Origin of the sequence: Leucobacter sp. VD1 (genome assembly GCF_037150695.1) — a bacterium.
GTDB lineage: Bacteria > Actinomycetota > Actinomycetes > Actinomycetales > Microbacteriaceae > Leucobacter.
The window spans coordinates 512,970-526,333 of record NZ_JBBCPO010000002.1; the positions used below are offsets into that span (position 1 = coordinate 512,970).

Annotated in this window: 14 protein-coding genes and 1 tRNA gene; 11 read left to right on the forward strand and 4 right to left on the reverse strand. The window is 67.0% G+C overall.

The genetic code is table 11. The features are described from left to right. The first annotated feature begins 10 nt into the window (after positions 1-10). The 3 genes from WFL22_RS07775 (at position 11) to WFL22_RS07785 (ending at position 2,493) form a co-directional block, all read left to right on the forward strand. Positions 11-685: a GAP family protein gene (locus WFL22_RS07775; RefSeq protein WP_336992152.1), complete on the forward strand. Its 675-nt coding sequence runs from the start codon at positions 11-13 to the stop codon at positions 683-685. 40 nt (positions 686-725) lie between these two features. Then, positions 726-2,282: a carboxylesterase/lipase family protein gene (locus tag WFL22_RS07780; protein WP_336992153.1), complete on the forward strand. Its 1,557-nt coding sequence runs from the start codon at positions 726-728 to the stop codon at positions 2,280-2,282. Positions 2,283-2,417: 135 nt separating this feature from the next. Next, a tRNA-Ala gene (locus tag WFL22_RS07785) sits at positions 2,418-2,493 on the forward strand. Between the two features lie 296 nt (positions 2,494-2,789). Here WFL22_RS07785 and WFL22_RS07790 read toward each other — a convergent pair. After that, entirely contained in the window at positions 2,790-3,512 is a 723-nt protein-coding gene (locus WFL22_RS07790) for a DNA alkylation repair protein (protein ID WP_336992154.1), read from the reverse strand. 35 nt (positions 3,513-3,547) lie between these two features. Further along, entirely contained in the window at positions 3,548-4,504 is a 957-nt protein-coding gene (locus WFL22_RS07795) for an endonuclease/exonuclease/phosphatase family protein (RefSeq protein ID WP_336992155.1), read from the reverse strand. Positions 4,505-4,632: 128 nt separating this feature from the next. Between WFL22_RS07795 and WFL22_RS07800 the strand changes: the two genes are divergently transcribed. Then, entirely contained in the window at positions 4,633-5,205 is a 573-nt protein-coding gene (locus WFL22_RS07800) for a GNAT family N-acetyltransferase (RefSeq protein WP_336992157.1), read from the forward strand. A gap of 163 nt (positions 5,206-5,368) precedes the next feature. Here WFL22_RS07800 and WFL22_RS07805 read toward each other — a convergent pair whose 3' ends face one another. Next, on the reverse strand, positions 5,369-6,124 hold the full coding sequence (locus tag WFL22_RS07805) for a PIG-L deacetylase family protein (RefSeq protein WP_336992158.1): 756 nt from the start codon (positions 6,122-6,124) through the stop codon (positions 5,369-5,371). A 115-nt stretch (positions 6,125-6,239) separates the two neighbouring features. Here WFL22_RS07805 and WFL22_RS07810 point away from each other — a divergent pair, with 115 nt between their 5' ends. From WFL22_RS07810 to WFL22_RS07830, 5 genes are all read left to right on the forward strand, one after another. Beyond that, complete coding sequence (locus WFL22_RS07810) at positions 6,240-7,628, forward strand: sensor histidine kinase (RefSeq protein ID WP_336992159.1); 1,389 nt, start codon at positions 6,240-6,242, stop codon at positions 7,626-7,628. After that, a complete protein-coding gene (locus tag WFL22_RS07815) occupies positions 7,616-8,329 on the forward strand; it encodes a response regulator transcription factor (protein WP_336992161.1) in 714 nt (237 codons plus the stop codon). The genes WFL22_RS07810 and WFL22_RS07815 overlap by 13 nt, the downstream gene beginning before the upstream one ends. Then, a complete protein-coding gene (locus tag WFL22_RS07820; RefSeq protein ID WP_336992162.1) occupies positions 8,326-9,225 on the forward strand; it encodes a hypothetical protein in 900 nt (299 codons plus the stop codon). Before WFL22_RS07815 ends, WFL22_RS07820 begins: the two co-directional genes overlap by 4 nt. A gap of 160 nt (positions 9,226-9,385) precedes the next feature. Next, positions 9,386-10,384, forward strand: coding sequence for an alpha/beta hydrolase (locus tag WFL22_RS07825; protein WP_336992163.1), 999 nt, complete (start codon positions 9,386-9,388; stop codon positions 10,382-10,384). Between the two features lie 53 nt (positions 10,385-10,437). After that, entirely contained in the window at positions 10,438-10,932 is a 495-nt protein-coding gene (locus WFL22_RS07830) for an NUDIX hydrolase (protein WP_336652458.1), read from the forward strand. Positions 10,933-11,095: 163 nt separating this feature from the next. Here WFL22_RS07830 and WFL22_RS07835 read toward each other — a convergent pair whose 3' ends face one another. Continuing rightward, positions 11,096-11,593: a DNA/RNA helicase gene (locus tag WFL22_RS07835; RefSeq protein WP_336652457.1), complete on the reverse strand. Its 498-nt coding sequence runs from the start codon at positions 11,591-11,593 to the stop codon at positions 11,096-11,098. Positions 11,594-11,776: 183 nt separating this feature from the next. Between WFL22_RS07835 and WFL22_RS07840 the strand changes: the two genes are divergently transcribed. Both WFL22_RS07840 and WFL22_RS07845 read left to right on the forward strand, forming a co-directional pair. After that, positions 11,777-12,286 (forward strand): peptidylprolyl isomerase, encoded by a 510-nt coding sequence (locus WFL22_RS07840; protein ID WP_336652456.1) that lies wholly within the window; start codon positions 11,777-11,779, stop codon positions 12,284-12,286. Positions 12,287-12,294: 8 nt separating this feature from the next. After that, on the forward strand, positions 12,295-13,233 hold the full coding sequence (locus WFL22_RS07845; protein ID WP_336992164.1) for a rhomboid family intramembrane serine protease: 939 nt from the start codon (positions 12,295-12,297) through the stop codon (positions 13,231-13,233). Positions 13,234-13,364 lie beyond the last annotated feature (131 nt).

The window sequence follows — 13,364 nt, forward strand, 5'->3', positions numbered from 1 at the left end:
GGCGGAACCCGTGAACGATCTCACCCAGTTGATCCCCATCGCCGTTGGAGTCATGATCTCACCGCTCCCGATTGTCGCGGCGGTTGCCCTGCTGCTTTCGGCGCGGGGCCGGGTGAACGGCCTCGCCTTTGTTGGGGCGAGTGTGGTTGTGGTGTTCGGTTGGACCCTGCTTGGCGGGTTGACGGCGTCGCGCGCTGGCGCGGGCCACTCTGACGGTGACGACGTTGTGGTGCTCGTGATCACGGCGGTGCTCGCGCTCGGCTTCCTCGTGCTTGCGGTGACGAGCTGGTTGGGCAGGCCGCGCAACGGGGAGCCGGCGAAGACGCCGTCGTGGCTTGCTGTCGCTGACACGCTTACGCCGGTGCGCTCCGCGGGTCTGGGCGCGCTCATGGGTGTGACGAACGCCAAGAACATTCCGCTTGCGCTGAAGGCTGGTGCGCTGATCGGGGCCCATGATCTGCCTGTGGTGGCGGTTGTCGGTGTGAGCGCGGTGTTCGCGGTGGGTGCGTCGCTGGTGCTGATCGTGCTGGTGCTGCTCGCGGCCAGCCGCTCGCAGCGTATTGCTGCGGCGTTGCAGCGGCTGAAGGCTGAGCTCATCGGACATAATGCGATCATCATGTCGGTGCTCTTCCTTCTGCTGGCGGCTTCGGAGATTGGGCACCTGCTGCACGCACTGCTCCACTGAACTGCGGTGCTCTGCGCCGTCTCAACGAAAGGAAGCGCACATGTCCGAGGAGATCATTGCGCAGGCGGGTGCTGGCACGTTCATCGGGTCCGTGGAGGCGGAGTCGGGCGTGCGGGTGTGGCGCGGCATCAGGTATGCGCTGCCGCCTGTGGGCGAGCTGCGGTGGCGTGATCCTGTCGCGGCACCGGCGCTGTCCGAGCCGTCGGCATGTGTGAGCAAACCCCCGGCGGCACCTCAGGCCCCCAATCCCGGGGTGCCGCTCGGCGATGGTGCCGTGATCGATGAGGATTGCTTGTTCCTCAATGTGTGGGCACCTGAGTCTGCTGAGGCGCTGCCTGTCATGGTGTGGCTGCATGGCGGGGCTTACACGTTCGGGTCGTCGGCGCAGCCACTGTATGAGGGTGCCACGCTGGTGCGTGACGGCGGTGTGGTGCTTGTCACCGTGAACTACAGGCTGGGCGCGCTGGGTTTCCTCGATCTTTCGGGGGTGGATCCCGAGGCGTTCGACGGCAATCTCGCGCTGAAGGATGTGCTGCTCGCGCTCAATTGGGTGCAGGAGAACGTTGCCGCGTTCGGCGGGGATCCGTCGCGGGTGACGGTGTTCGGGGAGTCGGCGGGCGGCGGCTTGGTGACGGCGCTGCTGGCGGTGCCTTCTGCGGCGGGGTTGTTCCATCGCGCGATCGCGCAGTCTTCTCCGGCGTCGAGCATGTATGGGCCGGAGCGGGCGCGGGAGGTGGCGGATCGCTTCCTCACTGAGGTGGGGGTGTCTGCGGCGGATGCTGCCCGGGTGCGCGAGCTGCCCGTTGATGAGATTGTGCGTGCGAGCAGCGCTGTGTATGCGGCTGTGCCGCAGGAGTCGCCGGGGCGGTTGGCGTTTGCGCCGGTGGTTGACGGTTCGTTGCTGCCTGAGCCGCCGATTACGGTGTTGCGCGAGGGGCGCGGGCATCCGGTGCCGCTCATTATCGGCACGAATCGCGATGAGGCGTCGCTGTTCAAGTTCATGAAGTCGCCCCTGATTCCGATTACTGAGGATCGGATCATGGAGATGTTCACGGATATGCAGGCTGAGGCGCCGGATATGGAGTTGCCGTCGGTGCAGCAGGTGATGTCGGCCTATGAGGGGGTGCGGCATCGCGTGCTGGGGCTCGGGGTGGCGAGGGATATCGGCTTCCGTATGCCGAGCGTGTGGATTGCGGAGGGGCACAGCGCGGTGGCGCCGGTGTGGTTCTACCGCTTTGACTACAGCACCCCGTTCTTGAGGGTGATCGGTCTCGGTGCCACGCACGCCACCGAGCTGCCCTACCTGTGGGGCAACCTCGATGGAGGGCCGAAGGATCCCACGTTCCGGCTCGGTGGGCGCCGTGAGGCTGGCAGGATCGGTGCTCGCATGCGTGCGCGTTGGACAGCGTTCGCGCGCGGGGGAGAGCCGCAGGTTGAGGTGTTGCAGGGCGCTGCGCCTGCGGATGCGGCTGAGTGGCGGCCGTATGATCTTGAGTCGCGCGCCACGCTGGTGATCGCTCGGGAGGACCGCTGCGTCGATGATCTCGACGGACAGTTGCGGGCGGGCTGGGGCGACGAGGTGCTTACATTCCGTTGATTTGGCGGGGCGACGCGCGCTCATGTTGCGCGTCGCTTCCTGAGTCGCTAAGGTTGTCTAGGTCAGCGACGGGCAGAAGTTCAGCCCGGAGGAGTTCGATTCGATCTCCCGCTGCGGAAGTCGCCTAGCGGCTTCGGGTCCTTAACTCAGTTGGTAGAGTGCCTGCTTTGCAAGCAGGATGTCGGGAGTTCGATTCTCCCAGGATCCACCACTCACACAACCCCGGGTCTTTCGAGATCCGGGGTTTTTGGGTTGTGGGTCAGGGTTTGTCTGTGGCCCTGGGGGTTACCCGCTCTGGCTGTCTATCGCAGCTGCGGCTGCGGGGGCCCAGCTGGGGGCAAAATCTCGGTGGAACCTATCCCCAGAGTTATCCACAGCTGGGGATGAATTACAGTGGTGTGATTCGGGGGAGGGGGTAAATGACACATATCTTCGCGTGCGCAGGGCGAAAACAGACGCTGCGGCTCTCGAAGTTGTTATTCACAACTTGGGGATAGTCAATCTCCCTCAGTCGCGCACCACGACCAAGCGACGCTTCCCCTCCACGAAGCGCATCCGCTCCAGATCTCTGAGCGCATCGCGGCCCACCCACACCCGCGGCGGCTCGGCGGCGGCCACCAGCCGCTGCGCCACCTCCACAGCCCGATCCCGGCTCACCAGATCGCGCTGACCCACCTCCCGCAGCGCCCACGAAACAGCCTTCTTGACGTGCAATCGCGGATCACCCGCGTGCCGCTCGATGAGGTCGAGATAGACGCCCACTGTCTCCTCCGACAGTGCACGCTCGTGCGTCGTCGCCGACGCCATCAGCGCAAACGCCGCCCGCTTCGTGTACGTCGGCTCCGCGGCAGCCCACACGGGAATGCGCGATCCATACCCCTCGATGCGCAAAAAGAGCGAATTGCACAGGTGATCGCAGAGATCCCACGACCGCACATCCACCAGCAGCCCGCTCGCCTCATCGAGGGCCAGCGTCGCCGGATCGAACACCAGCGCCGCGAGCAGCCGCGCCTCATGCACCCCCGTCGCCCACAGTTCGCGCGCGAGCGGGTTCGAGCGCCCCACACCCTTCGCGATCCTGCGGATCACTGGTATCGGCACACCGATGCTGTCAGCCTCAGGAATACCGAGTCGCACTACGCTGAGCCGATGCCGCTCTGAGGCCTCCGCCCTGAGCATCGCAAGAAGTTCGCGCGAGGTCACGCGCTCGGCAGCATCTGCGGTGTGCATGAAGCGATGCTACGGCACGAGAACCAGCACCGGCCTCACCCGAGCGCGGCGAGAATCGCCAGGTGGTCGCTCTCCCCGGCGCGCAGCGTCTTCGCGCTGGAATCCTCGAAGCCGCGCTGATACACGTGGTCGATCCTCGCCAGCGGAACCCCAGCCGGCCAGGTGAACCCGAATCCGCCGGCTTCCTGCCGCGGCTCATCGAGCTGTGCGCGGATCGCAGCGAGCGCCGGATCCGTCGCCGCAGCATTGAAATCACCGATCGCGATCACCCGATCCGCCGCATCCGCCGCGATCGTGTCGCCGAGTGCGCGCAGCATCGTGTCGCGCGCAGACTGCGAACCGGGCCGCAACGACGCCGCATGAATCACATACACCTCGATGGGCCCGCCGGGAGCCTCCACCTGCGCGGCCAAGGCCCGCCGCCAGCCCAGACCGAGATCGAGCGGGGGCGCCTCCGCGATCGGAAGCGTGCTCCACAGACCCACCGTTCCCACCAGGTACGAGTAGGGATGGCTGCCGGCAAGCTCCGCGATCGCCTGCTCACGCGACTCGGCGTCGAGCTCGGTGAGCGCAACGAGATCCGCCCCTTGCTGCTGCAGTGCCCGCGCCGACGCATCCGCAGTGCCTGAACTCGCTTGCACATTCTGGCTCGCAACGACAAGATTGCCGTCGGTCTGCCAGGGAGAACCCGTGATCGCTGCGGGCAGCCACGTGATCGATGTCGACACAGCGAGCACCCATGTGAGCGCAGGCACCGCCGCGATCCAGCGGCGGCCGCGCACCCGCAGCGCGGCGACGCACAGCACGAGTGCTGGGATCCAGAGCCACGGCAGCATCACCGCGACAGCGGTGCCCACGATCCCGGGCACGAATCCCAGCAGCACCAGCGCAATGAACGCCGCCGCACTGATCGCGGCCCCGGCGCGACGGCGCGACCCGCCGCCACGGCGGTCGGGCGCTGGGCTGTCTGCGCTGCGGGGGAGGGAACTCACTCGGAAGATCGTAAAGCCGCGCGCCTCGGAGCCCGCTGACCGCGGGCCTTCGGGCCCTGCGGCTCGGTGTGCGTGCCGGCCCCGTGCGGGACTTCCGCGACGACGCCCCGCAGTCCATACTGTTTCGCATGGGAATCGAGGTTCGACCGGCAACGGTCTTCGAGGATGTCGCCGCGGTCGTCGGTCCGAAAAAGCCCACCTCGAACGTGTGCTTCTGCCTGAGCTACCGTATCGGCAGCAAAGAGAACGTGGCCCTGCGTGAGCCGGCTCGTTCTGCCAGGGTGCGCCAACTGTGCGAGCAAGATCCGCCCCCCGGTGTGCTCGCCTACATCGACGGCGAACCCGTGGGCTGGGCCGCGGTGCACCCGCGAGCCGGTACCAGCTTCGCCCGCAATAGGCTGATCCCTCACCTCGACGACCTCGACGTGTGGTCGCTATGGTGCTTCCGGGTGCGGCCCGGCTATCGCAAGCAGGGCGTGATGCACGCGCTCATCGAAGGTGCCGTCGCCCACGCCCGCGCGAACGGCGCCCCCGCGATCGAGGGCTATCCCCTCGACAACGGGGGCGAACGGGTGAACCTCACCATGGCCTACGTCGGCACCCGGCGCCTCTTCGAGTCGGCGGGCTTCGAGAAAGTGGCAGACACGCGCTCGATGCTCGACGGCTTCCCACGAGTGCTGATGCGCCTACCGCTGACCTGAGCGCACGAGCTTCTGCTGGGTGGCCCCGCCGCACAGTGGGCTCGAGAGGCGGGTGGTGCAGGCGGATCGGCGGTATCTTGTGCGAAATCCCCCATTCGGCCGCTGTAATGCGCGCCCGGAGTGGGCCACTGCAGCGGGGCGAATGGGCGCGGCCGCGGCGTGACTAGCCTCGCAGGCGGTGCTCGGCGAAGGCGACCGCGCGCGGCACGCCAGCGAGACACCCCTGCTCGGCAAGCACGCCGGTGATGAGCTCCTGGGGTGCGGGATGCCAGGGCAGATCGGCAAGATACGCCTCGTGCGCGCTGAGCGACGCGACAGCGCGACGCTCAGCCTCCGCATCGACGGGCACGCAGTGGGTGGCGCTGGCCCCGGTGAGCAGCAGACGCTGCACGCCCCACGGTGCCAAGTCTTCGTCGTGCACCAGTTCTGGGAACACCCAGCGGTTGTCGGCGTCGCGCACCGCGTCAATGGTGGCGAGGCCGGCGGCGCGGTGATCCGCGTGATCGAAGCCCCACGCCACCGCGAGCTGACCTGATCCGCACACCACAGCATCGGGGCGGAAGGCGCGAATCTCACGGGCGATCGCGCGGCGCAGCGGCAGCCCGTATTCGAGCACCCCGTCAGGGAAATCGAGCATCGTAAGCCGCTCCACACCCACCGCGTCGCAGGCCGCCCGCTGCTCGCGGGCGCGCAGCGGGCCCGCCTCTTCCGGCGGGCGCTGCATCCCCGCCTCGCCGGCGGTGAGCAGCAGATACCCGACTTCGATGCCGCGGGAGGTCCAGTGCGCGACGGCTGCGGAGGTGCCGTACTCGGCGTCGTCGGGGTGCGCCACCACCACGAGCACCCGCCCGATCCCCATCTCGTCGAGCAGCGGAAGCGGCTCAGCCGCGGCGACTTGAGGTGCGTCATGGGAGTTCATGGCCTCAGCCTAAGCCGGGATGCCGAACCCAGAACAGGGGGTAGGGAAAACCGGAAGCGTTCTCTCCGGATCTCTCGGTGTCGCCCCTCGCAGGCCACGGCCTAGCGTAGACACCATGACATCACAGACATCGCTGCCTCAGGGGCAGCCGGCAGCCGGGCAGACACCGGCGCCGACCACTGCGACCCCGCAGCCGCCGGTCCCGCACATCGCGGATGCGCACACCACTCAGCAACTCCCGCATCTCGCCACTGGGACCGCGTCCACTGGGACCTCGGCCACTGGCACCGCCTCGCCGCTCACCTCCGCCCAGGAGTCGCTGCGCCGCCCGCCGCTGCGCATCGTGATGACGATTCTGCACCTCGCTGCTGCCGGTCTGATCGGCTTCTCGGTAATCGGCCTGCTGTTCGGCGCGCTCGGTACGGGCCTTGGGCTGCTGCTGGTGCTCGGTATTGGTGCTGTGGTGCTGGTGGGGCTCGTGTATGCGATGTTCGGGATCGCCTGGTTCGAGACGCAGCGCGTGAGCGGCCTGTACCAGTTGGGAACCCCCGCGCTGCGGTGGACGCCACAGACGGGGCACGGGTTCAAGGCGTGGCTGCGGGCGCTTGCGCGGCAGTCAGCCGACGGTCGTATGTGGCGTGCACTCGCGAGCTTCGGCATTGCGAGCGTGATGGGTGTGGCGGTGCTTGCGCTCGCGCAGGGTTTCGTGCACTCGATGTTCTCGGTGCTCAGCACGATCTCAGTGTGGTGGCAGCCTGCCCTGCTGAGCGCTCTGCTGTGCGGGGTCGGCATCGTGGGATTGGCGCTGCTGCACCGGCTCATCTCGGTCGCCATCTTGGGGGCTGATGTGAAGGAAGAAGAGCTCACCGCGCAGGTGCGTACGAGCACTGCGCAGCGCGAGGGGGCGGTGCGCGCCGCCGATGTCGAGCGCACGCGCATCGAGCGTGATCTGCATGACGGGGTGCAGCCTCGCCTCGTCTCGGTGGGGATGACGCTGGGCCTCGCGCAGCAGAAGATCGACACGGACCCAGAGGCTGCGAAGGCGCTTGTCGCCGAGGCGCACACCTCGACGAAGGCGGCGATCACAGAGCTGCGGCAGCTGGCGCGCGGCATCTACGCCTCCGTGCTCGACGACCGCGGCCTCGATGCGGCCCTGTCCGCGCTCGCAGCGCGATCCCATGTGCCAGTGCAGCTCGATGTGCGTTTGCCTGAGCGCTGCAGTCGCACCGCCGAGGCCGCCGTCTACTTCGCGATCGCCGAGTCGCTCACCAACGCCGCGAAGCACTCGCGCGCCAGCGAGTGCCGCGTGGTGGTGCGGGTGCGCGAGGGCGGTATTCTCTGGGCGCGCGTCGAAGACAACGGTGTCGGGGGAGCCAGTGTGCTGCCCGGGGGCGGAATCGACGGCGTCATGAACCGGGTGCTCGCCGCGGGCGGCACCACTCGACTCGACAGCCCGCAGGGCGGTCCGACCACCCTGGAGGTGAGTGTGCCATGCGCATCCTGATCTGCGAAGATTCCGTGCTGCTGCGCGAGGGGCTCGTGCGCCTGCTCGAGCACGGTGGCCACGAGGTGGTCGCCGCCCTGCCCGAGGCGAGCCGGCTTATGGAGCGAGTGGGCGAGACCGATCCGGATCTCTGCATCCTCGATGTGCGCCTGCCGCCGACATTCACGGATGAGGGAATCCGCGCGGCCCTGGAACTGCGGCGTGCCCGCCCAGGGCTCGCAGTGCTGGTGCCCTCGCAGTACGTCGAGGAGCGGTACGCGAGCGATCTGATCACGGGCCAGGGCGGGGCCTTCGGGTATCTGCTGAAGGATCGCGTCGCCGATGTCGGCGAGTTCATCGAGTCGGTGGAGCGGATCGGCCAGGGTGCGACCGTGCTCGATCCCGAAGTGGTCGCGCAGTTGCTGACCCGCCGCAGCCGCGACGACCGTATGCGCTCCCTCACCGATCGCGAGCGCACCGTGCTCGCGGCACTCGCCGAGGGGCGTTCCAACCAGGCCATCGCGGCGCTGCTCTTCCTGTCGGAGGCGAGCGTCGAGAAGCACATCACGGCCATTTTCCAGAAGCTCGGGCTCGACGCGGAGGAGGGCGGCAACCGCCGCGTGCTTGCCGCAATCGCGCATATCGAAAGCACCGCTCCACCGGCGCCCGGTTTCTCGAGTGCTCACATTTCACCCCACACACAGACGGGACCATCCTCATGACCAGCCCCCAGCAGACCCCTAAAACCGTGACGAGCACTGCTCGCACGCTCAGCATTGTGACCGCGGTGGTCGGTGGCGGTGCGTTGCTTGCGGTCGCCTTCTCATCGGTCTTCGGCCCGATCCAGGCGAGAATCAGCAGCTTGACTGACGTTGGCTCGACGGGTCCTGCCGCCAACAGCATCAATGAGCCGCAGGTCGCTTGGACCGACGACACCCTTTCGGTGCCCGTCGATGAGGTGCAGTCGCTCCGAGTGGACGCTGAAGCGGTGACCTTCGATCTCGCGTTCGGAGATGTTGAGAACGCAGAACTCACCGTCGAGTATTCGGCCACGCGCGGCAGCGGTGCGGAGTGGAGCATGCACGTCGAAGGCCGCACGCTCGTGGCGGAACGTCTCGACGGCCCCAACTTCGGCCCGAACGTTGGCGAGGAACGCGTGAAGCTCGTGTTGCCGCAGTGGCTGTCGGAGGATGGCGGGATCGCCGCCGAACTGACGGTGAGCGCCGCGACGCTCACCGCGGAGGGCGACTTCTCAGAGCTTTCTGCGGGTGTCGAGGCTGGAAAGCTGAAATACAGCGGCAGCACTCCGGCGATCGATCTTGAGGTTTCGGGCGGGAAGGCGCAGATCGACGCTGGTGATGTTCGCACGGCCGACATTGTGGTCGAGGCGGGGGATGCGCAGCTCGCATTCACGGGCGATCAGCCCGATTCGGTAGACGTTGAGGCGAGCGTGGGGAAGGCCGTGCTGGAGCTGCCGAAGGGCGCGTACCGCGTGGAGGCCTCGGCAGAGGTGGGAGCCGTCGACAATCAGCTCACCGTTGACGAGAGTTCGCAGCATCGCGTGCAGGCGAGCGCTGAGGCAGCGAGGATCGTGCTGCGGGAGACCTCGCGGGGCTGAGCGCCGCGAATCGGCGCGCATACGGTCGCCGGTGCCGGGCTGTCTGCGAATGGCCCGGCACCGGCGGCCCTGCTCTGTGGAGCGGAGCCGGCCCCTATGGTGCAACGGTTCGGTGCCTGCAGGAGGCGAGGATTTGCGAGACACGCCCTAGACTGGCGACATGGCGCAGTGGCGTGAGGACGTGCTCGGTGCCGGGTTCGAGTGCACTGACCTTGAGCTCGGCAGCGATGACGAGGGCCCGCTTGTCGCGACACTTGTGCGCGCGAAGCCGGATCGCCGCTCGTGGCAGGAGCGAATGTTTCACGGGAAACGTGTGCTCGACGGTGTCGACGTGCTCTACGTGCATGGCTGGTCGGACTACTTCTTCCAGCGCGATCTGGCAGCGTTCTGGACGAACCGAGGCGCGCGTTTCTTCGCCCTGGACCTGCGCAAGTACGGTCGCAGTCTGCGCGAGGGGCAGACACCCGGCTACGTTGAGCGACTCGACGACTATCATCTCGAGATCGAGGCGGCCCTTGAGGTGATGGGGGAGGGTGAGCCTGAGCCTCGCCCACTGGTGCTGTTTGGGCATTCGACGGGCGGGCTGGTGCTCAGCCTGTGGGCGGCGGCGCATCCCGGCAAGGCCGCTGCGCTGGTGCTCAACAGCCCGTGGCTCGAATTTCAGCTTGCCAGCACGGGGCGGCAGGTGCTCATGCCCCTGCTCAATCTTGGAGCGCGCACCAACCCCTACGAGGTGGCCCCGCAGCTTGACTACGGTTTCTACACCCGTGCTCAGCGTGAGGTGGGGCCGCGCGACGAGCTCGACCTCGTCAATCCGGTGTGGCGCCCCGAGCGCACGCACGCGGTGCGCGGGGGCTGGTTGCGCGCGATCCTTGAGGGGCATACTCGGGTGAGCCGGGGGCTCGGGATCGCGGAACCCGTTGAGGTGCTGCTTTCAGCGCGCACGGCGATCCCGCTTAAGTGGAGTGAGGAGTTGACGCGAGCAGACTCGGTGCTCGATGTTGACGAGGTGGCGAAGGCCGCGCTGAAACTGGGCTCGACGGTGACGGTGGATCGCATCGACGGGGCGCTGCACGATGTGTTCCTGTCGAGCGAGCCGGTGCGGAACGAAGCCTATGCTCGCCTGGATCGTTGGCTGAGAGGCTGGCGAGCAGGCTGATCGAGGTGTGCGTTGCGCGTCGGGCTCGCAGCACGACAGGCTAGGCTCGTACCATGGATCTTCGAGTGGCCGCCTACGCGGTGGTGGAACGCCGCGGCAAGATCCTGCTCACTCACTGGCGCCGTGGTCATTTGCACGGCTGGACGCTCCCTGGCGGCGGCCTTGAAGCCGGTGAGGATCCCCGTGACGCTGTGGTGCGTGAGGTGTTCGAGGAGACCGGGCTGGAGGCCCGGGTGGGCAAGCTGCTCGGCGTTGATTCGCGGGTCATGGTGCGCGAGGAGGTGCCCGAGGGCACCGATCCCGAGTTGCACACGATCCGCATCGTCTACCGGGCTTCTGTGAAGGACGGCCCGCTGCAGCACGAGGTCGATGGTTCCTCGGATGAGGCGCGCTGGGTCGCGATCCGCGATATCCGTTCGCTGCGCACGCTCTCGCTCGTGCAGACGGGCATTCGCATGGCGGGGATCACCTCGCGCCGCAGCCCGTCGAAGTCCGGCGGCAAGTCGGGTGGACGGCAGGGCGGGAAGTCGGCGAAGCCGCGCAAGTAGCGACGGCACGCGTTCGCCCGGTGCTCCGTCGCTGCAGGGCTCGGCACCCGGGGTGATCTCTCCGATCCGATCGACCCTGCGGGCCCGCCCGAAGCTTGAGACGCACAACGGGCGGTGCCGGATCGTGAGGATCCGACACCGCCCGTTTGCGGTGCGTCGCCGATTAGTTCTCGGGGGCCACCCAGAGATCTTCATCGGTGCGGAAGGCTTGCCACAGCGCGTAGCCGACACCGGCTGCTGCGGCGAGGCCGAGACCCAGTGCGATGACGCCACCTGCGCGGCGCTTCTTCGTGGGCTTGAGGTAGCCGGTGCGTTCGCCGAAGCCCCGCACCTGCTTGGCAGCGTCGTGGTTTTCGATCTCGTCGAGGGCGCGAATGGTGCGCGTCAGCGCGGCTGCTACGAACGGTGCTGAGAAGCGGCGCACGTTCTCGGCCGAGCGGCGGGCGCTCATCACGCCGCGCTCGATTGTGGGGCGCGCAGTCTCAACAGCGCGGTCGATTCGGGGCTGCAGGTGCTCGTCACTCAGCCGTCTCGCCTGGTGACCGGCGGAGTGCAGCACATCTCCGGCGTGGCCGAGGACGACGCGCTGCTGGTCGAGCAGCTCCTGGGCGTCCTTGCGTAGACGGCGGAGTTCGCGGCGGCGCTTGCGTGAGAGTTTCATACCTGTCCTCCTAGCTCGGCGAGGCAATGCTCAGAGCGACATCGCTCGTGTCTCAACGCTACACCGAACGGCGACAGTCGTGCGGCACTGGAAGACCCGCTTGCCCCTGATTCCCAGTTGACGGTAGGCTCTGCCGCCCGCGCCGCTGCCTGCGAGTCGGTGGCCGCGCCTAGACTGGTCGGTATGAGCATTCATACTTCCGTAGCCACGATTCACACCAACCACGGCGACATCGTCATTAACCTCTTTGGAGATCACGCTCCCAAGACCGTGAAGAACTTCGTCGACCTTGCCAACAAGGGGTTCTACGACGGCGTCATCTTCCACCGCATCATCAAAGACTTCATGATCCAGGGCGGTGACCCCACGGGCACCGGCACCGGCGGCCCCGGGTACACCTTCGACGACGAGATCCACCCAGAGCTCGCCTTCAACACGAAGTACCAGCTCGCCATGGCCAACGCGGGCAAGCGCCCCGACATGACCGGCCGTCTCGCTGGCACGAATGGGTCGCAGTTCTTCATCACCACCACTGAGCCCGCTTGGCTGACCGGCAAGCACACCATCTTCGGTGAGGTGGCTGACGACGCCTCCAAGGCAGTGGTCGACGCTATCGAGTCGGTGCAGACCGGTGCGATGGATCGCCCCGTCGAGGATGTCGTGATCACCGGCGTCGATATCGCCGAGGCCTGAGTTCAGTGGTGGCGAACGGCTCAGGGCCGGTGTTCGGCGAGCGCGTCGAATACGGCCCCGATGATGTCTGCTACCGCCACCCGCGAACGCACAGCTTTACGCTGTGCCAGCGCTGCGGCCGCACGATCTGTCCTGAATGCCAGGTCGTGTCGGCCGTCGGCGTGCTGTGCCCCGAGTGCGTGAAGCAGACGCAACCCGGTGCGGCCAAGCGTGCTTCGCGCACCGCTCGAGTCACGGGGCGTCGTCTCGCCGCACTCGATACTCCGGTGACCTACGGCATCGTGGCTGTCAATGTGGTGCTCTTCGTGCTGCAGCTGTTGAGCCGCTACTTCTTCTCCGATGGGGTGACACGCGCGCTCTGGTACATGCCGATCTATTCGATGCCGGAGTCGGTCTCGAGTCAGCTGTTCGGCGATGTCGGGTTCGAGCCGTGGCGCATGCTCACGGCAACGTTCACCCACTCGACGGGTTTCCTGCTGCACATCCTGTTCAACATGTATGCGCTGTGGCTTTTCGGCCGCAATCTTGAGCGTTTGATGGGGCACGTGCAGTTCCTCGTGCTCTATCTGTTGGCTGGGCTGGGCGGTTCGCTGGCCGTGATGCTGTGGGTGTACGCGGATCCGAGCGCTCTGATTGTGCCCACTGTGGGCGCATCGGGTGCGATTTTCGGAGTGCTGGGTGCGACGGCTGTGGCCTTCCGGGCGGCCGGCGTGAATGTCGGGTCTCTCGTCGCGCTGATCGCCATCAACTTCGGAATCGGGCTGCTGCCTGGGGCCAACATCTCGTGGCAGGCGCACCTGGGCGGCATGATCGTGGGTGCGCTCACGATGTGGCTGCTGGTCTCGAATCGTGGGCCGCGTAAGCGCACGCAGCGGATCGTGTCGTTGGTGGCGGTGACCGCCGTGCTCGTGGCGCTCAGTTTCGCCTACTTCGTGGTGCTTCCGTGAGCAGGGTGTCTTCGGTGCCACCTGAGAGCCTATGACGGAGGCCCCGGCGATTGCCGGGGCCTCCGTTCGTTATCCACAGATGTATCCCCAGCTGGGGAGGAATTACACCGGTGTGATTGTCACGTAGTGGG

What these genes read in the sequence shown, in the direction of transcription:
- WFL22_RS07780 (WP_336992153.1), top strand. Translation starts at nt 726, where the DNA reads ATGTCCGAGGAGATCATTGCGCAGGCGGGTGCTGGCACGTTCATCGGG.
- WFL22_RS07790 (WP_336992154.1), bottom strand. Translation starts at nt 3,512, where the DNA reads ATGCACACCGCAGATGCTGCCGAGCGCGTGACCTCGCGCGAACTTCTT.
- WFL22_RS07800 (WP_336992157.1), top strand. Translation starts at nt 4,633, where the DNA reads ATGGGAATCGAGGTTCGACCGGCAACGGTCTTCGAGGATGTCGCCGCG.
- WFL22_RS07805 (WP_336992158.1), bottom strand. Translation starts at nt 6,124, where the DNA reads ATGAACTCCCATGACGCACCTCAAGTCGCCGCGGCTGAGCCGCTTCCG.
- WFL22_RS07810 (WP_336992159.1), top strand. Translation starts at nt 6,240, where the DNA reads ATGACATCACAGACATCGCTGCCTCAGGGGCAGCCGGCAGCCGGGCAG.
- WFL22_RS07815 (WP_336992161.1), top strand. Translation starts at nt 7,616, where the DNA reads ATGCGCATCCTGATCTGCGAAGATTCCGTGCTGCTGCGCGAGGGGCTC.
- WFL22_RS07820 (WP_336992162.1), top strand. Translation starts at nt 8,326, where the DNA reads ATGACCAGCCCCCAGCAGACCCCTAAAACCGTGACGAGCACTGCTCGC.
- WFL22_RS07825 (WP_336992163.1), top strand. Translation starts at nt 9,386, where the DNA reads ATGGCGCAGTGGCGTGAGGACGTGCTCGGTGCCGGGTTCGAGTGCACT.
- WFL22_RS07830 (WP_336652458.1), top strand. Translation starts at nt 10,438, where the DNA reads ATGGATCTTCGAGTGGCCGCCTACGCGGTGGTGGAACGCCGCGGCAAG.
- WFL22_RS07835 (WP_336652457.1), bottom strand. Translation starts at nt 11,593, where the DNA reads ATGAAACTCTCACGCAAGCGCCGCCGCGAACTCCGCCGTCTACGCAAG.
- WFL22_RS07840 (WP_336652456.1), top strand. Translation starts at nt 11,777, where the DNA reads ATGAGCATTCATACTTCCGTAGCCACGATTCACACCAACCACGGCGAC.